This is a genomic window from Methylobacterium sp. B4, from assembly GCF_003201865.1.
Taxonomy (GTDB): domain Bacteria; phylum Pseudomonadota; class Alphaproteobacteria; order Rhizobiales; family Beijerinckiaceae; genus Methylobacterium.
Window position 1 is genome coordinate 1 of sequence record NZ_QJJJ01000006.1, and the last position, 25,682, is coordinate 25,682.

The following is a 25,682-nucleotide window of genomic DNA, read 5'->3' on the forward strand; positions in this document are numbered from 1 at the left end:
CGCTCCGGTCGAGGCGGAGCGGCGGCGGCTCGACGCCGTGTTCGCCGCCGAGCTCGACGGTCACGGCGCCTGGACCGACGGGCAGGATTGGCACGCCGCGTAAAGCGCGACCATCCCGAACGAACGACCGCGCCCCTGCCGAGACCCGGCGGGGGCGCGGTCCGTGTTCGCGGGGAAGCCTACCGCTGGGATGAGCACAACGCCGTGCCCCCGGGGGCCCACGGCGCCTATATGAGGGCCGTCCCCTTCCGCGGAGATGGTCCATGCCCCTCGACGTTTCGCTTCACATTGCCGGCCGCTGGCGCTCCGGGAGCGGCGGCGAGACGCTCGCCGTCCTCAACCCGGCCACGGGCGAGCCGGTCGGGCAGGTGGCGGTCGCGACACGGGCCGATCTCGACGAGGCGTTGGCGGCGGTCGAGCGCGGATTTTCCGCGTGGCGGCACGTCTCCGCCTACGACCGCGCCAAGGTGCTGCGCCGGGCCGCCGCACTGATGCGCGAGCGCGCAGACGACATCGCCCGCACCATGACCCTCGAACAGGGCAAGCCGCTCGCCGAGTCGCGGATCGAGACGGCGGTGGCCGCCGACATCATCGAGTGGTTCGCTGAAGAAGGCCGGCGCGCCTACGGCAGGGTCATCCCCGCCCGCGCCGAGGGCGTGCTGCAGATCGTCACTCGCGAGCCGGTCGGGCCCGTGGCAGCTTTCACGCCCTGGAACTTCCCGATCAACCAAGCGGTCCGCAAACTCTCGGCGGCGCTCTGCACCGGCTGCCCGGTCGTCCTCAAGGGCCCCGAGGACACCCCGGCCTCCTGCGCCGCGCTCGTGCGCGCCTTCCTCGACGCGGGCGTACCCGGTGACGTGCTCGCCCTCGTCTACGGCGATCCGGCCGAGATCTCCGGCACCCTCATCCCGCACCCGGTGATCCGCAAGATCACCTTCACCGGCTCGACCGCGGTCGGCAAGCAGCTCGCGGCTTTGGCGGGCCAGCACATGAAGCGGGCGACGATGGAACTCGGCGGTCACGCCCCGGCCATCGTCTTCGACGATGCCGATGTCGAGACCGCCGTGCGGGTGCTGTCCGCCAACAAGTACCGCAATGCGGGCCAGGTCTGCGTCGCCCCGACCCGCTTCCTCGTCCAGGAGCGCGTCTACGACCGCTTCGTCGACGGCTTCGTGGCGGCCTCGAAGGCGCTCAAGGTCGGCGACGGGCTCGATCCCGAGACGCAGATGGGCCCGCTGGTCCACGGCCGCCGGGTCGAGGCGATGGAGGCCTTCGTGGCCGATGCCGAGGCGGCGGGCGCGCGGCTTCTCACCGGCGGCAGCCGCATCGGCAACCGCGGACACTTCTTCGAGCCGACGGTCTTCGCCGACGTGCCGCTCGACGCCCGCATCATGAACGAGGAGCCGTTCGGACCGATCGCGGCGATCCGGCGTTTCTCCGACGACGAGGAGGCGCTGAGCGAGGCCAACCGCCTGCCCTACGGGCTCGCGGCCTACGCCTATACCCGCTCGGGGGCCCGCGCGGCCCGGATCGGGGCGGGGGTCGAGGCCGGCATGGTCTCGATCAACCACCACGGCATCGCGCTCCCCGAAACGCCTTTCGGCGGCGTCAAGGATTCCGGCTACGGCAGCGAGGGCGGCTCCGAGGCGATCGAGGCCTACCTCACGACGAAGTTCGTGACGCAGGCGAGCGCCTGACTCGCCTCGACGAAGCAAATTCGACGAGGGGAGGGGTGCGGCATCCGCTGCGCCCCGCCTCCGGCCGGACAGGGTTGGGCAGGGGCCAAGCGGCGAGCCGGCCGGCACTCGTCGGATGCGGTGGAGGATGCGGCCAAGTCTGGCTTTGAGGAAGCTTCGTCCACAGCCCATCTTGAGCAAACGAAACCTTTTCTCATCCGGGGGAGTTTAGTCCCTCACCAACGGAAGAAAAGGACAGCTTGGTTCAAGCGAGCTGCTCCAGGAGAAGCGCTCGCATGCTGTATCCTCTTTACGAGGCCGGCCACCTCATGCTCGCACCGATGCGGCTGATGGCGGAGGCCACCCGGATCGCTTGCGAGAACCCGTTCAATCCCCTTGCCTACGCCCCCCAGAGCCGGGCGGTGGCGGCAGGCTGCGAGATGTTCGAGCGCACGACCCGCGTCTACGCCAAGCCGGCCTTCGGCCTCGGCGTGCCGGAGCGGATCGTCTGGGAACGCCCGTTCTGCCGCGTCATCGCGTTCGGCGAACCCTCCGCCGAGCTGGACGCCAAGCCCAAACTGCTGATCGTCGCGCCGATGTCGGGCCATTACGCCACGCTGCTGCGCGGCACGGTCGAGGGCTTCCTTTCAAGCCATCAGGTCTTCATCACGGATTGGGCGGATGCCCGACAGGTGGCGGCCTCCGCCGGCCGGTTCGGACTCGACGATTACATCGACACCTGCATCGCCCTGTTCGAGGCGCTGGGGCCGGACCTTCACGTCGCGGCCGTCTGCCAGCCCTCCGTGCCGGTGCTGGCCGCCATCGCCCGCATGGAGGCGGAGGATCGCCCCCTCGTACCCCGCTCGGCCGTGCTGATGGGCGGACCCGTCGATACCCGCCGCTCACCGACCGCCGTCAACGCGCTCGCCCAGGAGAAGGGGTTGGCCTGGTTCGAGCGGCACTGCATCCATACCGTGCCCGGCGGCTATCCCGGCGCCGGCCGCTCGGTCTACCCAGGCTTCCTGCAGCTCGCCGGTTTCATGGGCATGAACTTCGACCGGCACGCGGATGCGCACCACGCCATGTTCGACCATCTCGTGCGGGGCGATGGCGATTCGGCGGCCCGGCACCGCGCCTTCTACGACGAGTATCTCGCGGTCATGGACCTGACCGCCGAGTTTTACCTGGAGACGATCGAGCGCGTCTTCGTGAACCACGACCTGCCGCGCGGCACCCTGCGCCATCACGGCCGGCCGGTCGATCTCGGCGCGATCCGCCGCTGCCACCTGATGGCGGTGGAGGGTGAGAAGGACGACATCACCGGTATCGGCCAGACCCGGGCCGCGCTCGAACTGGCCGTGAACCTGCCGGATTCGGCCAAGCGCTACCATCTCCAACCCGGCGCCGGGCATTACGGCATCTTCAACGGCTCCCGCTTCCGCCAGGACATCGTGCCGCTGGTGCGGGACTTCATGGAGCACAGCCTGCGGCCCGCCGCCCTGCGGCAGGTTCCGGTCGTGCCGGCCGAGGAGCCGCATCCGATCCTGCTGCGCGAGCCTGCCGCCATCCAACCCCCGCGCGCCGCGCCCACGCCGCCCCCCATCCTGCTGCCCCTGGCCGCCATCCCGGATCGGCCGGCACCTCAGACGCCGATCCCGCAGCGCCTCGCCCTCTAAAAGCCGGACGACCCGCATCGCCGAACGGCCGCCGATGGACGCTCGGCGGCCGTTCTATCGCGAAAGTGCCCTGCGGCTCCGCGGCGTTTGACCCGCCTCTCGACAAGAATTATGAATTCAAAAGGGCCTCGATCCCGCTCAGGGTGAGGTCGGGGGGCGGGAGATTCCACTTGGGCGCGAGCGCGAAACCGGCCGGGGCGGCGGTCGAGGCACTGGCTTCGAGCGCGCGGGCGAAGGCCCGCAACGATGCGGGGCTGCCCCGCAAGCTCGCCGAGGTGCTGCAGGGCGAGGCCCGCTTCGACGCCTTCACCCGCGGGCGCTACGCCACCGATGCCTCGATCTACCAGATCATGCCGGCCGGCGTCGTCTTCCCTAGGAATGCGGCTGACATCGCCGCGACCCTGAAGGTCGCCGCCCAGTTCGACCTGCCCGTCATCATGCGCGGCGGCGGCACCTCGCAGAACGGCCAGCCGATCGGCTCGGGCCTCGTCGTCGATTGCTCGCGCCACTTCAACGGGGTGATCGCCTACGACGCTGAGGGCGGCACGGTCACCGTCGAGCCCGGTCACGTGCTGGAGCGCCTGAACGCGCGCCTGAAGGCCGACGGCTGGTTCTTCCCCGTCGAGCCCTCGACCGCGACCCGCTGCACCATCGGCGGCATGGCCGGCAACAATTCCTGCGGCGCCCGCTCGCTGCGCTACGGCAAGATGAGCGACAACGTCCTCGCCCTGGAAGCCCTGTTTCACGACGGCGCCGCCTTCGGCTTCGGCCTGACCGGCAACGAGGCGAGCGCCGTGACGGGCGGGGCGCGGGCGGACGACCTCGCCCGGCGCATGCTCGCACTGGCTGCCGAGCACCGCGACGAAATCGAGAAGATGTATCCGCGGGTGCAGCGGCGGGTCGGCGGCTACAACCTCGATTCCCTGATCGAGCCGCGTCCGAACCTCGCTCATCTGCTGGTGGGTTCGGAGGGGACGCTGGCGGCCACCACCTCGGTGACGCTCAAACTCTCGCGCCTGCCGGCCCACCGCGTGATGGGCGTCTGCCACTTCCCCTCGTTCCGCGCGGCGATGGAGACCACGCGCCACATCGTGGCCCTCGACCCCGTCGCGGTCGAGCTCGTGGACAACAACGTGCTCGTGCTCGGCGCCGACATCCCGCTCTTCCGCACGACGCTGGCCGACATCACCAGGGGCCAGCCGAACTGCCTGCTCCTGACAGAGTTCGCGGGCGACGACCTCGCGGCGCTGAAGCGCGACCTCAAGCGCCTCGACCAGTGCATGGCCGATCACGGCTTTTCCGACGCCGTGGTCGAGGTGGTGGAGCCCAACCGCCAGAAGGCGGTCTGGGAGGTGCGCGAGGCCTGCCTCAACATCATGATGTCGATGAAGGGGGACGCCAAGCCCGTCTCCTTCATCGAGGATTGCGCCGTCCCCCTGGAGCATCTGGCCGACTACACCGACGCGGTCACCGAGGTGTTCACGCGGCACGGCACCCGCGGCACGTGGTACGCCCACGCCTCCGTCGGCTGCCTGCACGTGCGCCCGATCCTCGACATGAAGCAGGGCGGCGACGTCAAGAAGATGCGCGCCATCGCCGAGGAGACGGCGGAGCTGGTGCGTCGCCACAATGGTTCCTATTCCGGCGAGCACGGCGACGGCATCTCGCGCTCAGAGTTCGTGGAGCCGCTGTTCGGCTCGAAACTCACCCGCGCCTTCGAGACGGTGAAGGACGGCTTCGATCCCGACAACCGCCTGAACCCGAACAAGATCGTCCGCCCGCTCAAGATGGACGACCGCTCGCTGATGCGCTTCGGCCCCGACTATGCCGTGAGCGAGCCGCAGAAGACGGCGCTCGACTGGTCCGATTGGGGCGGTTTCGGCCCGGCGGTCGAGATGTGCAACAACAACGGCACCTGCCGGAAGCTCGCCGGGGGCGCGATGTGCCCCTCCTACCGCGCCACCCGCGACGAGCAGCATCTCACGCGCGGCCGCGCCAACTCCCTGCGGCTCGCGATCTCGGGACAGCTCGGCAAGGATGCGTTCCTGTCGCCCGAGATGAAGCGCACGATGGACCTGTGCGTGTCCTGCAAGGCCTGCCGCCGGGAATGCCCGACCGGCGTCGACATGGCCAAGATGAAGGTCGAGTTCCTTCACCACTACCACGCCCGGCACGGCCTGCCGCTGAAGGACCGGCTGGTCGCCGAGATGCCGCGCTACGCGGGCGTCGCCGCCGCACTCGCGCCGCTGCTCAACCTGCGCAACCGCTACCCGGCGCTGGCCCGGTTCGGCGAGACCTGGGCCGGATTCTCGGCCCGCCGCTCCCTGCCCGCGTGGCGCCGCCCCTGGCGCGAGGCGGGCGAGACCGCCCATCCCGAGGACGTGACCGGGGACTTCCGCGACATCGTCCTGTTCGGCGACACCTTCAACCGTGCCTTCGAGCGCGAGAACCTGGAGGCGGCCGAGCGGGTGCTGCGGGCGGCCGGCTACCGCCTGCACCGCGTCTCGGCCCGGACGGGCCGCCGCCCGCTCTGCTGCGGCCGGACCTATCTCGCCTCCGGCCAGACCGACCGTGCCCGAGCGGAGGCGCGACGCACGCTCGACGCGCTGTTGCCCTTCGTGCGGGCCGGCGCCCGGGTGGTGGGCCTGGAGCCTTCCTGCCTCTTCACCTTCCGCGATGAGTTCTTGTCGCTGCTGCCGAAGGAAGAGGCGGGTGAGTTGGCGGGGCAGGCCCTTCTGTTCGAGGAACTCCTCGCCGCCGATCTCGCGGCGGGCCGCATCAGCCTGCCGCTCCAAGACCAGGGGGGCCGCGTGGCGCATCTGCACGGCCATTGCCACCAGAAGAGCTTCGGGGCGATGGGCGCCGTCGAGACGGTGCTGCGCACCGTGCCGGGGCTCGATCTGCGCGTCATCGAGTCGAGTTGCTGCGGCATGGCCGGGGCCTTCGGCTACGGCAAGGACACCATCGACGTCTCCTTCGCCATGGCCGAGCTGTCCCTGTTCCCGGCCCTGCGCAAGGCGGGCGCCGACGACCTCGTGGTTGCCGACGGCACCAGCTGCCGCCACCAGATCCACGACGGGCTCGGGCGCGACGCGATCCACGTCGCGCGGGTGCTCGACGCGGCCCTTGGGCCTGCGGGTTGACCGCGGCTCAGGGTCGCCGCTTCGGAACGGCGGCCCTCGCATCCGGTTGTCGCGGCAATCCCCCAAAGGAGCCGTGATGACCGATCCGCTGACGAAGTATCCCCGCCCGCCCTTCGAGTCGCCGGGCCAGGGCTTTCCGGGCATGACCGACAGGATGGCGCCGGAGCCTGATCACGGCGAGGAGAGCTACAAGGGTTCGGGCCGGCTCGCCGGCAAGGCCGCCCTCGTCACCGGGGGCGACAGCGGCATCGGCCGGGCGGTGGCGATCGCCTATGCCCGCGAGGGCGCGGACGTGGCGATCTCCTACCTCCCCGACGAGCAGCGGGACGCCGAGGCCGTCGGCAACTGGATCGAGCGGGCGGGCCGGCGCGCCCTGCTGCTCCCCGGCGACATTCGGGACGCGGCCTACGCCCGCGAGATCGTCGAGCGCACGGCCAAGGAGTTCGGCCGGCTCGATATCCTGGTGAACAACGCGGCCTTCCAGCAGCCGAACCAGGGCGTGACGGACATCGACGACGCGCTGTTCGAGAAGCACTTCCAGACCAACATCTTCGGCCCGTTCTTCGCCACCAAGGCGGCGCTGGCGCATCTCAAGCCCGGCGCCTCGGTGATCTTCACCTCCTCGGTCAATTCCAAGCACCCGGTGCCGACGCTGTTCGCCTACAGCGCCACCAAGGGCGCGCTCAGCAACATGGTGCTCGGCCTCGCTCAATTGCTCGCCGAAAAGGGCATCCGCGTGAACGGCGTGCTGCCCGGCCCGATCTGGACGCCGTTCATCCCCGCCGGGATGAGCCAGGATTCGGTGAAGACCTTCGGCAGCCAAGTGCCCTTCAACCGCCCCGGCCAGCCTGCGGAACTCGCCTCCGCCTACGTGATGCTGGCGGCTGAGGAGAGCAGCTACACCTCCGGCGCGCTGATCACCGTCGCCGGCGGCATGCCGATCTTCTGAGGACGCGGCTTCGAAAACAGGTCCTTTCGTGGGTCCAGGGCAAAGCCCTGGAGGAGTGCCGGGGCTCTGCCCCGGCGCCCCGCCAAAGGAATGATCCCTTAAGATTACGAGCGATAGGCCGCCATCCAGCCGAGGCCCGCCTGCGTGCCCGAGGCAGGCAGGTACTCGCAACCGATGGCGCCGTCGTAGCCGAGGCGGTCGAGCGTCGCGAAGGCGGCCGGAAAATCGATGGCACCGCTGCCGGGTTCGTGCCGGCCGGGGGCGTCGGCGATCTGGACATGGGCGATGCGGGCGCGGTGGGCGCTGAGCGACTCCGGCAGGTCCTCGTCCATCCTCGCCATATGGTAGAGGTCGGCCTGGATGAAGAGGTTTTCGGTGTTGACTGCCTCGATCACCGCCGCGGCGTCGGCGAGGCGATTGAGGAAGAAGCCCGGCATGTCGCGGTCGTTGATCGGCTCGATCAGCAGGCGGATGCCCGCCGTTTTCAGTTCATCGGCGGCGTAGGCGAGATTCTCGATCAACGTCGCCAGAAGCCGCGCCCGCTCGATCCCCGCCGGCGCGAGCCCGGCCAAGCAGTTGATCTGGCGGCATCCGAGCGTTCCAGCATAGTCGATCGCGCGCGCCACCCCCTCGCGGAACTCGGGCACCCGGTCGGGCAGGATGGCGATGCCGCGCTCGCCCGCTGCCCAGTCCCCGGGGGGCAGATTGTGCAGCACGAGCGGCAGGCCCGCCTCGGCCCGGCGCGCCGCCAGCACCCGCGCGTCCTCGGCATAGGGAAATTGCATTTCCACCGCTGCGAACCCGGCCGCATGCGCGGCCGCGAAACGGTCGAGCAGCGGAACCTCCGTGAACAGAAGGCTCAGATTCGCGGCGAAGCGGGGCATACCGGCGAGATTCGACCGTGAGAATTGCATTCAAAAACAGCGGGCGGCGGGCGCTTACGCACTCTCCGCGGCCACGACCTCACCGGGCGGGGTCACCGCCGCTTCCTGGCTCGCGGCGGCCTTCCGCTTGTTGCGCAGGTGGCGGAACAGGATGTCGCCGAGTTCGGCCCCGGCCCGGCGGCGCAGGGCGTCGAGGATCTCCTCGTGCTCGCGCATCGCCTCGCCCCAGCGGTCGCGGTTGTCGTCGAGATTGGCCGAGTAGCGCACGCGCCGCAGCCGTCCGGCGAAGCCCGCATAGGTGGCGCTCAGGGCGGCGTTGTCGGCGGCCCCGACGATGCGGTCGTGGATCGCCTGGTTGCAGGCGAAGTAGCCGTGCAGGTCCCGCCGCAGGTAGTGGCCGTACATCTCGTGATGGAGCCGCTCGATCTCGGCGAAGGCCGGATCGCTGATGCGCTCGCAGGCGAGCCGGCCGGCCAGCGCCTCCAGCCCGCCCATCACGTCGAACAGCTCCACGATCTCCCGCTCGCCGATCCGGCGCACCCGCGCGCCGCGATTGGGCAGAAGCTCGATCAGCCCCTCGGAGGCCAGCACCTTCAGGGCCTCGCGCAAGGGCGTGCGCGAGATGCCGAAGCGCTCGCAGAGCAGCCGCTCGGGCACCCGCGCGCCCGCGGCGAGATTGCCCTCGACGATGAACTCGCGAAGCCGCGCCAGCACCTCGTCGTGCAGCGAATGCACGAGGCTTTCGCGCGGCTTGGAGGGGAGGGGGATCGGGCCGTTCGCGGGGTCCGATTCACGTGTGGCGAGTGTCATGGATGAATCGTAGCAGCGCGCCCGGCCCGCGTCGACGGGATGAGTGAAGACATGATACCGCTTGTCTCATCCAATTTTGAATGCAATTTGACGAGCCGAGACCGGGGCGACACGACCGGGCGCCGCATGGAGCGGCCGGCACACGGCCCGATGGGAGGGATCATGACGAGCCGCACCGGACGACATTTTCTGCATATCCCGGGGCCGAGCCCCGTGCCCGAGCGCGTGCTGCGCGCCATGGACCGACAGGTGATCGACCATCGCGGGCCGGAATTCGGCGTGCTGGGCCGCGAGGTGCTGGAGGGCTGCCGCACCATCTTCCGCACCAAGGGCCCGGTGGTGATCTATCCCGGCTCCGGCACCGGCGCCTGGGAGGCGACCATCGTCAACACGCTCTCCTCCGGGGATCGCGTGCTGATGTTCGAGACCGGCCACTTCGCCACGCTCTGGCGGCAGATGGCGGCGCGTTGGGGCATCGAGGTCGATTTCGTACCCGGCGACTGGCGCCGCGGCGTCGATCCGGCCGTGGTCGAGGCCAAGCTCGCCGAGGATCGCGGCCACGCGATCAAGGCGGTGATGGTGGTCCACAACGAGACCTCCACCGGCGTCACGAGCCGCATTCCGCCGATCCGCAAGGCGATCGACGCCGCCGGCCACCCGGCGCTGCTGCTGGTCGACACCATCTCCTCGCTGGGCTCGGTCGATTACCGCCACGACGAGTGGGGCGTGGACGTCACCGTCAGCGGCTCGCAGAAAGGGCTCATGCTGCCGCCGGGCCTCGGCTTCACCGCGATCTCGGACAAGGCGCGGGCGGCGGCCAAGTCCAACAACCTCCCCCGCTCCTACTGGGACTGGGAGGAGATGCTGAAGCCCAACGCCAACGGCTACTTCCCCTACACGCCGGCCACCAACCTGCTCTACGGCTTGCGCGAGGCGGTGGCGATCCTGCTCGAGGAAGGGCTCGACAACGTCTTCGCCCGCCACCAGCGGCTCGCCGCCGCGACCCGCGCCGCGGTCGAGGGCTGGGGCCTGGAGGTGCTGTGCCAGAACCCGGACGAGCACTCGCCGGTGCTCACCGCCGTGATGATGCCCGAGGGCAGGGGAGCGGATGCCTTCCGGGCGCTCGTGCTGGAGAAGTTCGACATGTCGCTCGGCGCGGGCCTGTCGAAACTCGCCGACAAGATCTTCCGCATCGGCCATCTCGGTGAGACCAACGACTTGACGCTGATGGGCGCCCTGTCCGGCGTCGAGATGGGATTGGCCGCCGCCGGCGTGCCGCACAAGAGCGGCGGCGTGCTCGCCGCCATGGCGCGCCTGCGCTCCGGCCTCGACGGCTGATCCCGTCGATCGCCCGCGCCCCGGGAAGCTGCGCATCAGACGCGGATTCGGGGCGCGCTCATCCAGAAGAAGAAAATCGGAGGAGATTCCCGATGATCACGATCCCACGCCGCGTGACGGCGCCGGGCATGGTGCTGTTCCTGCTGTGCCTGATGTACTTCATCACCTATGTCGACCGGGTCAATGTCGGCACCGCCGGACCGGCCATCAAGGGTGAGCTCGGGCTCAGCAACACCGAGCTCGGCCTCGTCTTCTCGGCCTTCGCCTACCCCTACGCGGTGTTCCAGATCGTCGGCGGTGCCATGGCCGACAAGTGGGGCGCGCGGCGCACCCTGCTCATCTGCGGCCTGATCTGGGCGGCGGCCACCGTGGCCACCGGCTTCGTCGGAGGCGTGGTCTCGCTGTTCCTCGCCCGCTTCGCCCTCGGCTTCGGCGAGGGTGCCACCTTCCCCACCGCGACCCGGGCGATGCAGTCCTGGGTGGCCAAGGACCAGCGCGGCTTCGCGCAGGGCATCACCCACTCCTTCGCCCGCTTCGGCAACGCGATCACGCCGCCGATGGTCGTGCTGATGATGGCCTATGTCGGCTGGCGCGGCGCCTTCGTGGTGCTCGGCATCGTCAGCTTCGTCTGGGTCTTGGTCTGGGTATTCTACTATCGGGACGACCCGCGCGAGCATAAGGGCGTGACGCGGGAGGATCTGGAGCGGCTGGCGATCCACGACCGGGCGGCCAAGCCCGCTGCCGAGCCCGCCTCCAAGCCCCCGGTGCCGTGGCGGCGCCTCATCCCGCGCATGGCACCGGTGACGCTGACCTATTTCTGCTACGGCTGGTCGCTGTGGCTCTATCTCAACTGGCTGCCCTCCTTCTTCAAGGACGGCTACGGCCTCGACATCAAGAACTCGGCGCTGTTCGCCTCAGGCGTGTTCTTCGCAGGCGTGATCGGCGATACCCTGGGCGGCGTGGTCTCGGACCGCATCCTCAGGAAGACCGGCGACCTGCAGAAGGCGCGCCGCAACGTCATCAGCTTCGGCATGCTGGGGGCCGCGGCCTGCCTCGCGGGCGTGTTCTTCACCAAGGAACTCTCCCTGGTGGCGCTGATGCTCAGCGGCGGGTTCTTCTTCCTCGAACTGGTGATCGGCCCGATCTGGTCGGTGCCGATGGACATCGCCCCGCACTATGCGGGTACCGCGAGCGGGCTGATGAATTTCGGCTCGGCGTTTGCCGCGATCGTCTCGCCGCTCACCTTCGGCCTGATCGTGGATCTGACCGGCAACTGGATCCTGCCCTTCGCCGGCTCGATCGGGCTGCTCCTGCTCGGCGCGGGCCTCGCCTTCACCATGCACCCGGAGCGTCCCTTCGAGGATCACCCCGAGGCGCCAACGCCGCGGGCGATGGCGGCGGAGTGAGAACCGAGCCCGCCGCCGCACAGGCGGTCAGGGGGAGGGGAACCGGTTCTGGAGGCGGGAGAGCATGTCGACCGCCTCCTGCGAGATGCCGGCCTCCCGCGCGGCCTTGAGGCTCTGGTCCTCGGGTTCGGCGGCACTCCTCGCCGGCTCGAACTGGCGGCGGTGAGCCTGATCGAGGATCTCGGCGATCCGGTCGCCGACCGCGATGGCGATGGCGGTCGAGTCCGGCCCTTCCGAGCGGTGGACGTGCATGCGCTGGAGCGCGTCGGCGATCTGCCGCTCGAAGGCCTGGAACAGGGCCTCGGAGGCCTTCGGGTTCATGCGCATCAGGGCACCGGCGGCCGCGCAGTAGGTCTCCTTGAGCATGTAGAGGGTCAGGCGATCGATGGCCTGCTCGTCCTCGTCCACCGGCTTCGCCATCGCGACGGGTCCTGAACGCTTGCGGCCCTCCGCCGGGCGGAGGGCCGGGGCCGTCCCGACCGCGCGAGGCGGCGGGCCGGCCAGGGTTGGTGCCCTTTCGGGCGAAGGGCGGGCCGCGGGGCGGCTCAGCCGGCGGGCGGTGTGAGAATGACCTTGCCCTCGAACGGGTTGCTCCGGCTATTGGCGCCGGTGCAGGCAAAGGACTTCTCCCCTGCCGAGACGGTGCGCAGCCGCAGGGTGCCGCGCCCCTCCCGCTTGACCGTGTAGCCCTTCTCGCTCGCCACGTGCACGAGGTCGCCGTCGGCGTGCAGCACGCGGCCGTTCTCGAACTGCCCGGGCATGGTGATCGTCACGGGCTGGTCGGCCCGGCTGACGACGTTGAGCGCGACGTTGGTATCGGCGGGCAGGCGCAGTTCGGAAGGCTGGCAGACGGGATGCCCGTCGCGCATCTCGACGGTCAGCTCGACCGGCGGCATCACGTCGCTCGCCGGCGGCGGCAGGGGCTTGCCCTGCGCCAGGGCGGCGGCGGGCAGGCCGAGCGCGGCGCCGGCCGTGAGCAGGAGGGCCGGGGCGAGACGGCGGGACGGGCGGTGACGCATGCGCAAAGTCCTTCGCGGAGGTTCGTGCCCTCGCCGGACGCACTCGCCCCGCGCCCGGTCGGCGGGGATCGTGGGCGGCATCCTGCGGGGCAACGGTTCGCCGGGGGAAGGAGGCGGACGCCCGCTGCGTTCCGCGCCGCGACGCCGCGCCGCGCATGGTGTCGCAAGGAGAGAGGCGGGTTGCCGGGCTTTCGCGGCACCGGCTCGGCGGTGTCCTCGAGGGTAGCCGGCCTCCCCGCCATCCGCGATGGGGATGGCGGGGGGTCGTCGTTCGCACGACCGAGCCGATACGCAACGTGGCTCCCCATCAGAATGACCCGGGCCGGTTAGCCGACGGTCAATGGCGGCGCGCGTCCCGGTGCCGGAATGGGACGGACCTCACCCCTCCGGTCCCGCCGGACGCGCGGCTGGGGCGAAGACGAGGCGCTGGTAGACGAGGCCGATGGCGATGAGGCAGGCGCCGAGGCCCAGGAACGACAGGGCGCGCAGCGGTCCCTCCAGCCCGGAGAGGTCGAGCAGGAACACCTTGAGCGTCGCGAGCCCCACCAGCACGGCGGAGGCCAGCCGCGCGGTCGCCGACCCGCGCAGGATGCCGTAGCCCAGGGCCAGGAGGCCGAGACCGAGCCAAGCCGCGGAATAGGCGTACCACTCCGCCTGCCCCGTCTCCCGGTCGAGCCCGAGCCGCTCGCCCTGGAAGCCGTGCCGCACCGCGAGGCAGAGCGCGAGGAAGCTCAGGGCGAGGCCGAGCGACGCCGCCGCGCGCACGAACCAGGCGAGTCGCACGGCCCGGCTCGCCCGGGCCAGCGCGAAGGCGGCGGCCGCCGGCAGGCCGTAGGCGAGCACGGCATCGTTCAGGATCGGACCGCCCGCGACCGGCTCGTCCGTGAGCAGGGGGTTGGCGGCGAGTCCCAGGCCCAGCGCGCCCTGGAGGAGGCCGAGGCAGGCGAAGGCCAGACCGCCGAAGCGGATCACCGGCGAGGCGGCGGGACCGGACAGGCGCGTCAGCACCAGGGAGAAGCCCAGAGCGGTCAAGGTCGTGAGGCCCTGCTCCAGCACGCTGGTGCCGGGCGCGGCGAGGTCGCCGCCGTGGAGCGCGTGGCGGATCTCGAGGAAGACGAACAGGCCCGAGAGGAGAAGGGCCAGGGCCTGGGCCACCTGCTCGGGCACGTCCGCGCGGCGACCGGGCAGGCGGATCGCCAGAGCCGCGAGGCCGAAGCAGAGGGCCGGCAGGCCGTAGGCCGTGATCAGCCCGTTGAGGATCGGCGTGCGCGAGAGGCCCGCCCCCGTGAGCGCCGGGTCCCAGGCGAGGCGCGCGGCGACCACCGCGGCGAGACCGGCGACGCACCAGCGCAGGGCCGGGATGTCGAGCCGGCGCGCGATCAGGCCGGTGGCCAGCGCCGCCCCGGCCAGCGCCGGCGTCAGCGAGCCGCCCGCGAGAGCGAAGACGAGGCCGAGGCACAGGCTCGCCACCGCCGCCGAGGCGAAGGCGCCGAGCCCGAGGGCCAGGGCGGGGGAGGGGGTGCGGTCCCCCTGCCGCCGGCAGAGGGCGGCGAGCCCGCTGAATCCCGCGGCCAGGGCGCCCGCCGCGGCGGCGAAGCCCGGGGCGACCGCGCCGCCCGCGATCCGCAGATCCGCCAGCGCCAGGGCGGCCAGCGGCGCGAGCGTCGCGCCCGCGGCGAAACTCAGCGCCGTGGCGTAGGGCAGGCGGCTCCCGCCCAGGAGCCGCAGCGCCCCGAGTCCGGTCACGGTCAGCCCGCCGGCCGCAGCCAGGGCGAGCATGAGCCCCGGATTCTCCGCGCCGTACCAGAGCAGGAAGAAGGACGCGCTTAGCGGGTCTTGCGCCTCTGGCCAGAGCACGAGGGCGCCGGCGAGCGTCAGGGCCGCGACGGGCAGTCCCGCGGCGGCGGGCGCGGCGACGAAGCCGGCGAGGGCGGGCAGGACGACGGCCGCCAGCGCCGCGGCGGCCCAGCCCGTGCCGCCGCCCTCGGGCAGCGTCAGGCCGAGCACCGCCAGGGCGACGCCCGAGGCGGCGGCGAGCGCCAGGGCGGCGGCGCGGTCGAGGCGGGCCGCCTCGTCGGGCACGCCCCGCCCCGGCAGCACCGCGAGCGTGACGATCCAGAGCGCCAGTTGCAGCACGAGATGGACCTGCGCCGCCGTGGCGTCGCTTCCCTGCAGGGCCAGGATCAGGGCCCAGGCCGCGGCACCGATGCCGCCCGCCACCGCAAGCGCGCGCCAGCCCTTCGCCCAGGCGAAGGCGTAGGCGCTGCCGGCCACGACGGGCAGGTAGAGGGCGAGCGGCCACAGGCTCTTTCCCCCGCCGCCCACGAGGAGCGGCGTGGCGAGCGCCCCGACGAGACCGATTCCGGCGAGCGCCGGCCCGTGCAGCAGGGCAGCGACCATGGCGGCGAGGCCGGTGGCCGCCAGCCCGGCAAAGGCCGGCGCCGGACCGACGAAACCGTAGAGGGCGTGTGCGGCGTAGACCGTGCCGAACAGGCCGACCGTTCCGGCGGCGGTGACCATGGCCGGGATGTCGGGCCAGGTCGCGGGCACGGGCTCCGCTCCGCGCAACCGCCGCCGCAGCGCTTCGCCGAGGCCGACGAGACCGAAGGCGAGGGCGAAGCCGCCGGCGATACGCACGCCCGGACCGAACAGGCCGCGCTCGGCCGAGTAGCGCACCAGCAGCGCCGCGCCGAAGGCGAGGGCGAGGCCGCCGACCCAGACGGTCCAGCGCGTGCCGAAGCGCTCCTCGATGGACGGCCGGGGCGGCCGAGGGACGGCGGCCGGAGTGACCGCCGGGGTGACTGCGGGGACGGCGCCGCGCCGGGGCGGCTCGGACGAAGGGGAGGGCGCGGGAGGAACGGGAACCGGCGGCGCCTCGGTCGTCGGCTCCGGGCGCGCGGGTTCCGGCGGTGGGGCAGCCGCCGATCCCGAGGCCAGCGGGCGGGAAGCCGAGGCCGCCTCAAGCAGGGCGAGGCGCCGCTCCAGCACGTGGATGCGCTGGCGCTGCCCCATCGCCAGCAGCAATCCTGCGGGGCCGGCCAAGGTCAGAGCCAGGACGACCAGGGCCGCGAACAGGAAAAAGGAGTCGTCCATAGGCCGGCCGTCCGTTTCGGGAGCGGCGAGACTAGTCTCTGTTCCGGCTGCCGCGGGTGCGGGCCCTCACACGCCCGTGAGTCGTCGTCAGGGAGATCCGATAGATCGGCCGGCAATGCAAATCAGCGGCGCGTCAGGTCCGATGAATGCCTGATCCGCTCCCCAGACCTGCCCGTCTCAACGGAGAAAGGCGAGGTGGAGACGGCTTCCCTCCCGTTCGACGACGGCACAGGGACAATCGATCTTCAGGCAGGCGACCGACAACCGAACCGAATCCGGGACAACGACATCTGGGCCGACTTCGACATCGACACCTTCGGGTGTTGTATCCCAAATCAGACAGCCAATATCACTGCGAGCACCGGAAGATGAAATCAGTCCTACCGTAAAAGCGTCTTGCAGAAATAAATCACGGGAAGCTTCCAACATTGGTTAACTCCGCGATCGCCTCTAACCCGAGACAGAATTGTACGGTTAACGCTCCCTAAAGGCACGCAGAAAATGTCGCGGCAATGCGCAAAAATCAGGTTGCGAAACCTTGGAATCCATGGAAGCCTGGCCTTGGTTGCTTATTCGTTCTCCGGCTAAGTGTCTCTCGTTTCAAGTGTTCGGCGTTTCGCTTCTTCGGAAGAGGGCCGCACCGGCCGCCTCTCGCACACCGCCATCCACGCCAATCGGGCCCGCTCCCCGGTCCGGCGACTTGACCCGCCCCGGCCGGAGCCTCACCATTCGCTCTACGCGCGAGGACAAGGTTTAAGAGGCGTGGCGACAGGCCGGTTGGCGACCATCCCGTTCTTCAAAGAACCGGGTGTCGATCTCTCCCCATTCGAGATGCGCTGCCACTGGCGGCGCTTCGACGAGAACGAGACGCTCGTCGACTACGACGACATCTCGACCGACGTGTACTTTCTCGCCATGGGCGAGGTGCGCATCCTCAACCGGTCGCAATCCGGCAAAGAGGTGATTCTCGGCGAGATGCGCACGGGCGCCTTCTTCGGCGAACTGGCGGCGCTGGACGGGATCGGCCGCTCGGCCAACGTCACGGCGCTGACCCGCGGCGAGGTCTGCGTGGTGCCCGCCCCCGTCTTCCGCCAGATCGTGTTCGCCTCCGAAGCCATCGCCGACCGGCTCTTCCGCCTGCTCGCCAAGCGGGTCCGCGAGTTGAACACCCGGCTCATGGAGCACGCGCTGCTCGACCTGCGCCACCGGCTCTACGCGGAGCTGCTGCGCCTCTCCGTGCCGCGGGCGGGCCAGGACGGCGAGCGGGTGGTGACGCCGCCGCCCTACCACCACGTCCTGGCCGCCCGCATCGGCTGCCGCCGCGAGCAGGTGACCCGCGAGTTCACGGTGATGGCGGGGGAGGGGCTGATCGACCGCACCCGCGGCGCCCTCGTCATCCGCCGCCCCGACCTGCTGGAAGCACGGGTGCAGGAGGCACTGCGGGAAGACGCCTGAGGCGTGGTCTCGGCGTTCGCGCAGGCGCATCCGCGCGACGCCGTGCTAAGGAAGCGCCGGCCCTGCCCCGCTCGCGCGGGCTCGCAGCGCCGCGGCGACACCTTCGCTCCCGCCCCACAGCGCCGGACGAGACATGGCTCCATTGCCCGGCCCCCGCGCCTCCGCGGCGGCTTACCCGATCCTGACCCTGACCACCCTGCTCTGGGCCGGCAATGCGGTGGCCGGCAAGTGGGCGGTCGGCGCGGTCTCGCCGCAGGTGCTCACCACCCTGCGCTGGGCCTTCGCCTTCGCCCTCCTGCTCGTGATCGCGCGTCGGCAGGTGGCGGCGGATCGGGACCGGCTCGCGGCGCGCTGGCCCTACCTGCTCCTGATGGGGGCCTTCGGCTTCACGATCTTCGCGAGCCTGTTCTACGCCGCGGGCACCTACACCACGGCCGTCAACGTCGCCCTGATCCAGGGCGCGGTTCCGGTCTTCGTCATGCTCCTGAACTTCGTCGTGCGCCGGGCGCCCGTGCGGGCAGGGCAGGTCATCGGGGCGGGGATCACGCTGGCCGGCGTCGCGGTCGCGGCGACCCACGGCGATCTGGCCTTGCTGCGCAGCCTCGGCTTCAATCTCGGCGACGGGCTCATGCTCACCGCCTGCCTCGTCTATGCCGGCTACACCGTGGCGCTCACCGCGCGCCCGGCCGTCTCGGGCCTTGCCTTCTTCACCGCCCTGGCGCTCGCCGCCTTCGTCACCTCGCTGCCGCCGCTGGCCGCCGAATGGGCGCTCGGGCGATCAATCTGGCCCTCCACCGCGGCGGCCTGGGCCATCGTCGCCTTCGTGGCGCTGGGCCCCTCGCTGCTGGCGCAGCTTTCCTTCATCCGCGGCGTCGAGCTGATCGGCCCGAACCGGGCCGGGCTGTTCGTCAACCTCGTGCCGGTCTTCGGCGCGGGGCTCGCCGTCCTGCTGGCGGGCGAGCCCTTCGCCGGCTCCGACGCGCTGGCGCTCGGCCTCGTGCTCGGCGGCATCCTGATCGCCGAGACCGCCGGGCGCCGGGCCGCGCGCAGCGATGAGCGTCGGACGCGCCAAGCAAAAGACGGCAGGTGAGGGGGGTCGCATCGTCTTGCCGAAGGAAACCGAAGAGCGGCGCGCTCGAAACGTCATCCGCTGATCTTTCGCAGATCCGGTCGAAAACGGCCCGTCGCGGCAGGGGGGCCACAACTTGGACCGGAAGAGGCGCATAAAGTCGGGCGAATCGCGCTTTCGGATCTTCCGGCCCCATGCCCTCATCCCTCACCTCCCGGCCCCGGGTCGCCCCGGCCGCCGGCCGGTGGCCAGTGCCGTCCTGGCTCGGCGAACTCGCCGCACTGGCCGCGACCGGGATCGCCGTGCTCCTGCGCTACGCGCTCGACGACGTGCTGCCGCCCGGCTTTCCGTTCCTGACCTTCTTCCCGGCGGTGATCCTGACGACCTTCTTCTTCGGCCTGAGGCCGGGGATCGTCTGCGCCGTGCTCTCGGGACTGGCCGCGTGGGGCTTGTTCATCGGGCCGTCCGGCCTCTTCCTGCTCGACCTGCAGACGGGGTTGGCGCTCGCTTTCTACGCCTTCATCGTCACGGTCGACATCGCGCTGATCCACCTGATGCGTGTGGCGGGCGAGCGGCTGAGCGCGGAGCGGGCGGTCAGCGCCGAACTCTACGAGCAGCAGCGCACCATGTTCCAGGAGCTGCAGCACCGGGTCGCCAACAACATGCAGTTCGTGGCGGCACTGCTCGCCCTGCAGAAGCGCAAGATCGGCGAGAACCCGGAGGCGGCGCTCGGCGCCTTCGACGAGGCGCAGGCCCGGCTGGAAACGATCGCCCGCATTCACCGCCGGCTCTACGACCCGGCGCGCGCCGACCAGCCCGTGGGCCAGTATCTCCAGGAACTCTGCTCCGACCTGCTCGGCGCCACGGGTGCGCGCAACATCGTCTGCCTCGTGGATGTGCCGCCGATGCGCTTCGATCTCGCCCGGCTGACCACACTCTCCCTGCTCGTGGTCGAGGTCGTGACCAACGCCCTCAAGCACGCCTTCACGGAAGCCGAGCGCGGCACCATCACCATCCGGCTCGAAACCCTCGATGCGGGGCAGGTGGCGCTCAGCATCGCCGATGACGGCCCCGGGATCCCCGAGAGCTTCGATCCCGCCGCGAGCCGCAGCCTCGGCTTCCGGATCGTGCAGGGACTGGCCGCCCAGCTCGACGGCACGCTGACCTACGCCAACGACGGCGGCACCGTCGTGCGGCTGGTCTTCGCCCCGGGACGGGCGATGCCCCGCCGGGCCGCCGCCTGAGCGGGCAGACGAGGGCAGGGGGCGCTCGGCCGATTCTCCCGAGGCTCACCGACAGGCGGTTTAGCGGCTTCGGTTCTACCCGCATGGCCGGCGTTCCGGCTGCGGAAACGATCGCGCAAGCCCGGCCCTAAGCCCGTGAAAGCCGTTCGCATAAGATATATTATGGAACTATGAGATGGATGCGATGGGCCATTAAGACCCGTTAACCATACCGTTCCGGCCGCTTTCGCGGGTTTTTGCGGCAAAGCGCGTGACTGGCGTCACAGCGTGCCGGGCGACCCGCAACCGTGCGGTCACCACGATCCTGCATCAAGAATTCATGCTGGCGGCAAAGGCGGGCCCCCTACCCCTCGCAATCGTCACATTTCCTGGGCAACATCAGGAAATACACCGGCCGCACAGAACGTTCCGCCATGCTCCTCCGCCCCCTCTCCGGCCTGATCCTCGCCGCCGCCCTGGCCGGCCCGCTCGGTGCCGTGTCAGTGCGCGCGCAGCCGGACGCACCGCCGATCACGGCTCCGCAGCCGCCGGCCCCGGCCGAGCGCCTGCCGGTGAAGCTCGCGCGGCTCGCCTCCCTGCTCGGGCGGGACGGCGACGTGCGGATCGTGGCCTTCGGCTCCTCCTCGACGGAAGGGGCGGGCGCCACCTCGCCGGCTATGGCCTACCCTGCCCTGCTGGAGCGTGATCTCGAGGAGCGCCTTCAGATCGGCGCGTCGAGCCGGCGCTCGATCACCGTGATCAACCGCGGCAAGGGCGGCGACACCGCCGAGGCGATGGCCCGGCGGCTGGAGCGCGACGTGCTCGCCGAGCGGCCCGACCTCGTGGTCTGGCAGACCGGCAGCAACGATCCGCTGGCCGGCGTGCCGCTGGAGCGCTTCGTGGAGCTGACCCGCGCCGGGCTCCTGGCGATCCGCGCGACCGGGGCCGACGTGGTGCTGATGGACCAGCAATGGTGCAGCAAGCTCTCCGGTCAGGAGGGCGCGGAGCGCTACGGCGAGGCCCTGCACGCCCTGGCAGCCGAACTCGGCGTTCCGGTGATCCGCCGCCGCGCGCTGATGCAGTCCTGGGTGTCGCACGGCCTGATGACCCCGGCCCAGATGATCGGCCCCGACGGCCTGCACATGACCGATGCCGGCTACCGCCAGCTCGCCAAGGCCGCCGCCGCCCAGATCCTCGTCGGCGCCGGCCTGATCCAGCCCGCGCTCGCCCGGAACTGAGCCGGGGCAGGGGCGGCTTTCGCCAGGATGAAGCCCCCTCCCCGCGCGATTGCGTGAATCAGGGCCATGAAACAGGCCGAACTGACCGAGACGGCGCTCGCCGCCTTCCTCGATGCCTTCTACGCCCGGGTGCGCCGCGACCCGCTGATCGGGCCCGTCTTCGCTGGAAAGATCCCGGACGAGGCGTGGCCGCGCCATCTCGCCACGATCCACGACTTCTGGTCCTCGGTGCTGCTCAAGACCGGCCGCTACAAGGGCAACCCCTTCGCGCGCCATCTCGGCATCGCGGGGATCGACCCTGCGCATTTCGCGCGCTGGCTCGGCCTGTTCGAGGAGACCGCAACGGAGGTCTTCGTGCCGGAGATCGCGCTCGAGATCGTGGAGCGGGCGCACCGCATCGGCGACAGCCTCAAGGCGGGGCTGTTCTTCCGGCCGGACATGCGGGGCGTGCGGCCCTGACAGGCTCAGAGATCGACCGTCGCGCTCAGCCCGTCATGGGCCGGCACCACGTGGGCCGGCAGCTTCCGCGCCAGCGTCGCGTAGTCGAGATCGGTGTGGAGGTTCGTGAGGATGGCCCGCTTCGGCGCGACCTCCTCGATCAGGGCCAGCGCGTCCGAGACCGAGAAGTGCGACGGGTGAGGGGTCTCGCGGAGCGCATCGATGATGAGCAGGTCGAGGCCGTGCAGCCGCGCCTTGGCGGCCTCTGGCATCAGGCTCACGTCGGGGGCGTAGGCGGCCGGGCCGAAGCGGAAGCCGTGGGCGACCTCGTTGCCGTGCTCCATCGCGAAGGCCTCCGCCTCGAGGGGTCCGCCCGCGCCGTCCAGGGTCAGGGTCGCGCCCGGGCGCATCGCGTGCAGGTCGAGGATCGGCGGGTAGAGGCTGCCCGGCGGCGTCTCGAAGGCGTAGCCGAACCGCTTGATCAGGAGCGCGTGGGTGAGGGGGTCGGCGTGGACCGGGATGCGCCGGCGCATGTGGATGACGAGCGGGCGCACGTCGTCGATGCCGTGGGTGTGGTCGGCATGCGCGTGGGTGTAGAGCAGGGCGTCGAGGCGAGTGACGCCGGCGTCGATGAGCTGCTCGCGCAGATCCGGTGAGGTGTCGACGAGGACCGTCGTGGCCTCCCCCGCCCCGTCCTCAACCCCGTTCCCTTGGCGGCGCTCGACCAGCAGCGAGCAGCGGCGGCGGCGGTTGCGCGGGTCGGTCGGGTCGCAGGCGCCCCAGCCGTAGCCGACCCGCGGCACGCCGCCGGACGAGCCGCAGCCCAGGATGCGCAGGGTCAGGCTCGCCATGCGCCCTCCCCCGGGTTCATGGCCCGGCCCTCATGCCGTCACCCCCTCGATCGCCGCGGCCTTCGAGAACAGCCGGTAGAAGTTGGCGGTGGTGGCCGCACAGAAATCTTCGAAGGGCAGGTCGAGGGCCTTGGCCAGAGCCCGGGCGGTGTCGGCGGTGTAGGCCGGCTCGCAGCGCCGGCCCCGGTGCGGCTCCGGCGCGAGGAAGGGCGCGTCGGTCTCGACCAGGATGCGGTCGAGGGGCAGGCTCCGGGCGATGTCGCGCAGCGCGTCCGAGCGGCGGAAGCTGACGATGCCGGAGAAAGAGACCGACAGGCCGAGTTCGACCCCGACCTGCGCGAGACGCGCGCCGGACGAGAAGCAGTGCAGCACCGCCTTGAAGGGCTGCCGCGCCATCTCGTCGGTGAGCACCGCTTCCATCGGCGCGTCGGCGTCGCGGGAATGGATCACCAGCGGCAGGCCGGAGAGGCGCGCGGCCTCGATATGCGCGCGCAGCACCCGCTCCTGCACCGCCTCCGGCGCGGCGTCCTCGTAATGGTAGTCGAGCCCCGCCTCGCCGATGCCGACGCAGCGCGGGGTCTCGGCCAGCGCGGCGATGGTGTCGGCGGGCACGTCCGGCTCCTCGGCGGCTCCGTGCGGGTGGGTGCCCACCGTGTACCAGACCGCCTCGTGCGCCTCGGCCAGCGCCCGGTAGCTGGCGGCCTTGGCGACACGCGTCGAGATGGTGAGCAGGCGTGTCACCCCCGCCGCCCGGGCACGGGCGATCACGCCGGGAATGTCCTCGGCGAAATCGGGGAAATCGAGGTGGCAGTGGCTGTCGACCAGCATGGTTTCTTCGGGCTGCGTCTCTTCGGGCCGAGGTCGTTCGAAGGCGGGGAGGGGCGGACCCGTCAGGCCGCCGCCTCCGGCCGCTCGAAGCGCGGGAAGATCGGGCTCGGCGCCGGCAGGGCCGTGCCGCCCTGAAGGCGGTGCTCCTCGCCGGCGAAGGCGAAGCTGCGGCGATCCACCGGCACCGCGAGCAGGTCGAGCAAAGCGGCGCCCGCCGTCGGCACGAAGGGCTGCACCATCAGGCCGACCCGGCGCAGGGTCTCGACCGTGACGTAGAGCACCGTGTTCATGCGCGCGGGATCGCTCTTGCGCAGTTTCCACGGCTCCTCGGACGCAAAGTAGCGGTTGGCCTCGCCGACCACGGCCCAGATCTCGGCCAGGATCGCGTGCAGCGCGAGATTCTGCATCAGCCCCCTCGCCTTCTCCGGCAGGGCCGCGGCGGCCGCGAGCAGCCGCGCGTCGGCGTCGGTGAAGACCCCCGGCTCCGGCACGGCGCCGAAAGAATTCTTCGCGATCATCGAGAGCGAGCGCTGGGCGAGGTTGCCGAGATCATTGGCGAGGTCCGCGTTGATGCGGTTGATGATCGCCTCGTGGTCGTAATTGCCGTCGCCGCCGAAGGGCGCCTCGCGCATCAGGAAGTAGCGCACCGGATCGACGCCGTAGGTGCCGGCGAGATCGAGCGGATCGACCACGTTGCCGAGCGACTTCGACATCTTCTCGCCCCGGCTCAAGAAGAAGCCGTGGCCGAAGACGCGCTTGGGCAGCGGCAGCCCCGCCGACATCAGGAAAGCCGGCCAGTAGACCGCGTGGAAGCGGACGATGTCCTTGCCGATGATGTGCAGGCTCGCGGGCCAGAACCGGGCGTTCGGCGCCTGCGCATCGGGAAAGCCCGTCACCGTCAGGTAGTTGGTCAGCGCATCGACCCAGACATACATGACGTGGCCCGGCCGGTCCGGCACCGGCACGCCCCAGTCGAAGGTGGTGCGGCTGACCGAGAGATCCTTGAGGCCGGAGCGCACGAAGCTCGCGACCTCGTTCATGCGGGTGTCGGGGCCGAGGAAGTCCGGCTGCTCGGCGTAGAGCTTGAGCAGGGGCTCTTGGTACTGGGAGAGGCGGAAGAGGTAGTTCTCCTCCTCCATCCACTCGACGGGCGTGTCGGTCTTGATCGAGCGGCGGTTGCCGTCGGGGCCGAGAACGGTCTCGGCCTCGTCGTAATAGGCCTCGTCGCGCACCGAGTACCAGCCGGCATACTTGGCGAGGTAGATGTCGCCGTTGGCCTCCATGCGCCGCCACAGCTCCTGCGCGGCGGCGTAGTGCTCGGGCTCGGTCGTGCGGATGAAGCGGTCGTAGGCGCAGTTCAGGGTATCGGCCATCGCCTTGAAGCGCCCGGCCATGTCGTCGACGAAGGCGCGCGGCGTCACGCCGGCCTTGGCGGCCGTCTGCTGGATCTTGAGACCGTGCTCGTCGGTGCCGGTGGTGAACAGCACTTCGCGCCCGTCGAGGCGGTGGAAGCGGGCGATCGCGTCGCTGGCGATCACCTCGTAGGCGTGTCCGATATGCGGCGCGCCGTTGGGGTAGGAGATCGCCGTGGTGATGAGGAAGGGCGCCTTCGCCGTCTCGCTCGCGCTCACGTCAGAAGATGTCCCGGATGCAAAAGGTCGGACCGAGATGCCTTGTGGCGCGCAACGCCACGGGACGCAACCGGACCGGCGGGGCCTGCGATCGCGGCCCGACGCACGATGCAGTGCAGTCCTACTTCCCCGCAGAACCTTCGCAGACGCGAAAAAGCCCTGCCGGGATCCGGCAGGGCTTCATCGAGCGACGGCGTTGATGCCGTGCGATGGGAGGCTTAGGCGGCGCGCTTGGCGGCGACCGGCGAGAGGTTCTCGTTACCGACCTTGACGGCGCCGACCTTCGTGGAGACCGGGGCGGTGCCGACGGCAGCGAACTCACCGGCGGAAACGGTGGTGCCGGCCTTCGGACCCAGGCGGTCGGCCATCAGGGTGACCAGGGCGATGTTGGCGGCGCCGGCGGCGGCGGCAGCGAGGAGAGCCAGAGCGATCATGGTGCGCGTCCCGTGCGGTGTGTTGCGTTGCAGCGTATGTGCCACCACACGGCCCCCTTTGGTATACCAGACACCAAATGCCAGGCATTCGCTGGGTGCATGCATCGCGCACTTGAGAGGTCGAGCCCCCAGCTTTTTGCATTATGGTACCTATTATTCCGGTACTCCGTGCTATTTTGCATGGACACGGACTCGGTGATCTGATTAATCCACCTCAGCGACGCTGCATCGAACGGCAAGGCTTTGGCCCGCGCCCTCAGCATTGTCCGCTTTCGCCGGCATCTTCGAGGAAGGTCTGCATGTCGATCGCCAAGGTTCGCGAGTCCGCTGAACAGTGGATCGAGTTGCCGGAGCCGAATCTCGACCGGTACGTGCTGCGGACACGGCGCCCTGCCGCCAACGACAACAGCCGGATCTCGACGGAAACCTTTCGCGTCGTGCAGATCGGCGCCTGCGTGGCCCTGATCGGCGCCGCCACGCTTCTCGGCGCCCTGGTCTGACGCCAGTCTCCCTGCGGCCCC

21 protein-coding genes are annotated in these 25,682 nt (G+C 70.6%); 12 read left to right on the forward strand and 9 right to left on the reverse strand.

The window, feature by feature from the left end; translation table 11 throughout:
* Positions 1-263: 263 nt before the first annotated feature.
* From BY998_RS10160 to BY998_RS10175, 4 genes are all read left to right on the forward strand, one after another.
* Entirely contained in the window at positions 264-1,697 is a 1,434-nt protein-coding gene (locus tag BY998_RS10160; RefSeq protein WP_110351516.1) for an NAD-dependent succinate-semialdehyde dehydrogenase, read from the forward strand.
* A gap of 275 nt (positions 1,698-1,972) precedes the next feature.
* Positions 1,973-3,352, forward strand: coding sequence for a polyhydroxyalkanoate depolymerase (phaZ, locus tag BY998_RS10165; RefSeq protein WP_110351517.1), 1,380 nt, complete (start codon positions 1,973-1,975; stop codon positions 3,350-3,352).
* Between the two features lie 170 nt (positions 3,353-3,522).
* Positions 3,523-6,495 (forward strand): FAD-binding and (Fe-S)-binding domain-containing protein, encoded by a 2,973-nt coding sequence (locus BY998_RS10170; protein WP_110351518.1) that lies wholly within the window; start codon positions 3,523-3,525, stop codon positions 6,493-6,495.
* A 76-nt stretch (positions 6,496-6,571) separates the two neighbouring features.
* Positions 6,572-7,444 carry an SDR family oxidoreductase gene (locus BY998_RS10175; RefSeq protein WP_110351519.1) on the forward strand — a complete coding sequence of 291 codons (873 nt, stop codon included), beginning with the start codon at positions 6,572-6,574 and terminating at the stop codon, positions 7,442-7,444.
* A gap of 104 nt (positions 7,445-7,548) precedes the next feature.
* Here the strand turns inward: BY998_RS10175 and hyi are convergent, their stop codons facing one another.
* Together hyi and BY998_RS10185 are read right to left on the reverse strand one after the other, a co-directional pair.
* Entirely contained in the window at positions 7,549-8,328 is a 780-nt protein-coding gene (gene hyi / locus BY998_RS10180; RefSeq protein WP_110351680.1) for a hydroxypyruvate isomerase, read from the reverse strand.
* A 54-nt stretch (positions 8,329-8,382) separates the two neighbouring features.
* The gene (locus tag BY998_RS10185) at positions 8,383-9,138 is read right to left on the reverse strand and encodes a GntR family transcriptional regulator (protein ID WP_110351520.1); all 756 of its coding nucleotides are present in this window, start codon (positions 9,136-9,138) and stop codon (positions 8,383-8,385) included.
* 162 nt (positions 9,139-9,300) lie between these two features.
* Here BY998_RS10185 and BY998_RS10190 point away from each other — a divergent pair, with 162 nt between their 5' ends.
* A complete protein-coding gene (locus tag BY998_RS10190) occupies positions 9,301-10,476 on the forward strand; it encodes an aminotransferase class V-fold PLP-dependent enzyme (protein ID WP_110351681.1) in 1,176 nt (391 codons plus the stop codon).
* Between the two features lie 92 nt (positions 10,477-10,568).
* Positions 10,569-11,882, forward strand: a complete 1,314-nt coding sequence (locus BY998_RS10195; RefSeq protein WP_110351521.1) for an MFS transporter — start codon at positions 10,569-10,571, stop codon at positions 11,880-11,882.
* 27 nt (positions 11,883-11,909) lie between these two features.
* On the opposite strand, the gene BY998_RS10200 is transcribed toward BY998_RS10195, so the two are convergent.
* The 3 genes from BY998_RS10200 to BY998_RS10210 form a co-directional block, all read right to left on the reverse strand.
* On the reverse strand, positions 11,910-12,302 hold the full coding sequence (locus BY998_RS10200) for a hypothetical protein (protein WP_110351522.1): 393 nt from the start codon (positions 12,300-12,302) through the stop codon (positions 11,910-11,912).
* A gap of 125 nt (positions 12,303-12,427) precedes the next feature.
* A complete protein-coding gene (locus BY998_RS10205) occupies positions 12,428-12,901 on the reverse strand; it encodes an anaerobic typically selenocysteine-containing protein (RefSeq protein ID WP_181425479.1) in 474 nt (157 codons plus the stop codon).
* A 378-nt stretch (positions 12,902-13,279) separates the two neighbouring features.
* Positions 13,280-15,994 carry a DUF2339 domain-containing protein gene (locus tag BY998_RS10210; RefSeq protein ID WP_110351523.1) on the reverse strand — a complete coding sequence of 905 codons (2,715 nt, stop codon included), beginning with the start codon at positions 15,992-15,994 and terminating at the stop codon, positions 13,280-13,282.
* A gap of 762 nt (positions 15,995-16,756) precedes the next feature.
* Between BY998_RS10210 and BY998_RS10220 the strand changes: the two genes are divergently transcribed.
* The 5 genes from BY998_RS10220 (at position 16,757) to BY998_RS10240 (ending at position 21,438) form a co-directional block, all read left to right on the forward strand.
* Positions 16,757-17,449 carry a Crp/Fnr family transcriptional regulator gene (locus BY998_RS10220; RefSeq protein ID WP_110351524.1) on the forward strand — a complete coding sequence of 231 codons (693 nt, stop codon included), beginning with the start codon at positions 16,757-16,759 and terminating at the stop codon, positions 17,447-17,449.
* 133 nt (positions 17,450-17,582) lie between these two features.
* A complete protein-coding gene (locus BY998_RS10225; RefSeq protein ID WP_110351525.1) occupies positions 17,583-18,539 on the forward strand; it encodes a DMT family transporter in 957 nt (318 codons plus the stop codon).
* A 173-nt stretch (positions 18,540-18,712) separates the two neighbouring features.
* Positions 18,713-19,762 carry a histidine kinase dimerization/phosphoacceptor domain -containing protein gene (locus BY998_RS10230; protein WP_110351526.1) on the forward strand — a complete coding sequence of 350 codons (1,050 nt, stop codon included), beginning with the start codon at positions 18,713-18,715 and terminating at the stop codon, positions 19,760-19,762.
* A gap of 413 nt (positions 19,763-20,175) precedes the next feature.
* Positions 20,176-20,979 carry an SGNH/GDSL hydrolase family protein gene (locus BY998_RS10235; protein ID WP_110351527.1) on the forward strand — a complete coding sequence of 268 codons (804 nt, stop codon included), beginning with the start codon at positions 20,176-20,178 and terminating at the stop codon, positions 20,977-20,979.
* A gap of 66 nt (positions 20,980-21,045) precedes the next feature.
* A complete protein-coding gene (locus BY998_RS10240; RefSeq protein ID WP_110351528.1) occupies positions 21,046-21,438 on the forward strand; it encodes a group III truncated hemoglobin in 393 nt (130 codons plus the stop codon).
* Between the two features lie 5 nt (positions 21,439-21,443).
* Here BY998_RS10240 and BY998_RS10245 read toward each other — a convergent pair whose 3' ends face one another.
* The 4 genes from BY998_RS10245 to BY998_RS10260 form a co-directional block, all read right to left on the reverse strand.
* Positions 21,444-22,268: an MBL fold metallo-hydrolase gene (locus tag BY998_RS10245; RefSeq protein ID WP_110351529.1), complete on the reverse strand. Its 825-nt coding sequence runs from the start codon at positions 22,266-22,268 to the stop codon at positions 21,444-21,446.
* A 30-nt stretch (positions 22,269-22,298) separates the two neighbouring features.
* The gene (locus BY998_RS10250; RefSeq protein ID WP_110351530.1) at positions 22,299-23,096 is read right to left on the reverse strand and encodes a TatD family hydrolase; all 798 of its coding nucleotides are present in this window, start codon (positions 23,094-23,096) and stop codon (positions 22,299-22,301) included.
* A gap of 62 nt (positions 23,097-23,158) precedes the next feature.
* Positions 23,159-24,727, reverse strand: a complete 1,569-nt coding sequence (gene metG, locus BY998_RS10255; RefSeq protein ID WP_110351531.1) for a methionine--tRNA ligase — start codon at positions 24,725-24,727, stop codon at positions 23,159-23,161.
* A 218-nt stretch (positions 24,728-24,945) separates the two neighbouring features.
* Entirely contained in the window at positions 24,946-25,161 is a 216-nt protein-coding gene (locus BY998_RS10260; RefSeq protein ID WP_110351532.1) for a hypothetical protein, read from the reverse strand.
* A 299-nt stretch (positions 25,162-25,460) separates the two neighbouring features.
* Here BY998_RS10260 and BY998_RS10265 point away from each other — a divergent pair, with 299 nt between their 5' ends.
* Positions 25,461-25,661 carry a hypothetical protein gene (locus BY998_RS10265; RefSeq protein WP_110351533.1) on the forward strand — a complete coding sequence of 67 codons (201 nt, stop codon included), beginning with the start codon at positions 25,461-25,463 and terminating at the stop codon, positions 25,659-25,661.
* The last annotated feature ends 21 nt before the right edge of the window (positions 25,662-25,682 follow it).

What these genes read in the sequence shown, in the direction of transcription:
- BY998_RS10245 (WP_110351529.1), bottom strand. Translation starts at nt 22,268, where the DNA reads ATGGCGAGCCTGACCCTGCGCATCCTGGGCTGCGGCTCGTCCGGCGGC.
- hyi (WP_110351680.1), bottom strand. Translation starts at nt 8,328, where the DNA reads ATGCCCCGCTTCGCCGCGAATCTGAGCCTTCTGTTCACGGAGGTTCCG.
- phaZ (WP_110351517.1), top strand. Translation starts at nt 1,973, where the DNA reads ATGCTGTATCCTCTTTACGAGGCCGGCCACCTCATGCTCGCACCGATG.
- BY998_RS10205 (WP_181425479.1), bottom strand. Translation starts at nt 12,901, where the DNA reads ATGCGTCACCGCCCGTCCCGCCGTCTCGCCCCGGCCCTCCTGCTCACG.
- BY998_RS10260 (WP_110351532.1), bottom strand. Translation starts at nt 25,161, where the DNA reads ATGATCGCTCTGGCTCTCCTCGCTGCCGCCGCCGCCGGCGCCGCCAAC.
- BY998_RS10240 (WP_110351528.1), top strand. Translation starts at nt 21,046, where the DNA reads ATGAAACAGGCCGAACTGACCGAGACGGCGCTCGCCGCCTTCCTCGAT.
- BY998_RS10265 (WP_110351533.1), top strand. Translation starts at nt 25,461, where the DNA reads ATGTCGATCGCCAAGGTTCGCGAGTCCGCTGAACAGTGGATCGAGTTG.
- BY998_RS10160 (WP_110351516.1), top strand. Translation starts at nt 264, where the DNA reads ATGCCCCTCGACGTTTCGCTTCACATTGCCGGCCGCTGGCGCTCCGGG.
- BY998_RS10210 (WP_110351523.1), bottom strand. Translation starts at nt 15,994, where the DNA reads ATGGACGACTCCTTTTTCCTGTTCGCGGCCCTGGTCGTCCTGGCTCTG.
- BY998_RS10235 (WP_110351527.1), top strand. Translation starts at nt 20,176, where the DNA reads ATGCTCCTCCGCCCCCTCTCCGGCCTGATCCTCGCCGCCGCCCTGGCC.
- BY998_RS10195 (WP_110351521.1), top strand. Translation starts at nt 10,569, where the DNA reads ATGATCACGATCCCACGCCGCGTGACGGCGCCGGGCATGGTGCTGTTC.
- BY998_RS10230 (WP_110351526.1), top strand. Translation starts at nt 18,713, where the DNA reads ATGCCCTCATCCCTCACCTCCCGGCCCCGGGTCGCCCCGGCCGCCGGC.
- BY998_RS10190 (WP_110351681.1), top strand. Translation starts at nt 9,301, where the DNA reads ATGACGAGCCGCACCGGACGACATTTTCTGCATATCCCGGGGCCGAGC.
- BY998_RS10200 (WP_110351522.1), bottom strand. Translation starts at nt 12,302, where the DNA reads ATGGCGAAGCCGGTGGACGAGGACGAGCAGGCCATCGATCGCCTGACC.
- BY998_RS10250 (WP_110351530.1), bottom strand. Translation starts at nt 23,096, where the DNA reads ATGCTGGTCGACAGCCACTGCCACCTCGATTTCCCCGATTTCGCCGAG.
- BY998_RS10175 (WP_110351519.1), top strand. Translation starts at nt 6,572, where the DNA reads ATGACCGATCCGCTGACGAAGTATCCCCGCCCGCCCTTCGAGTCGCCG.
- BY998_RS10225 (WP_110351525.1), top strand. Translation starts at nt 17,583, where the DNA reads ATGGCTCCATTGCCCGGCCCCCGCGCCTCCGCGGCGGCTTACCCGATC.
- BY998_RS10185 (WP_110351520.1), bottom strand. Translation starts at nt 9,138, where the DNA reads ATGACACTCGCCACACGTGAATCGGACCCCGCGAACGGCCCGATCCCC.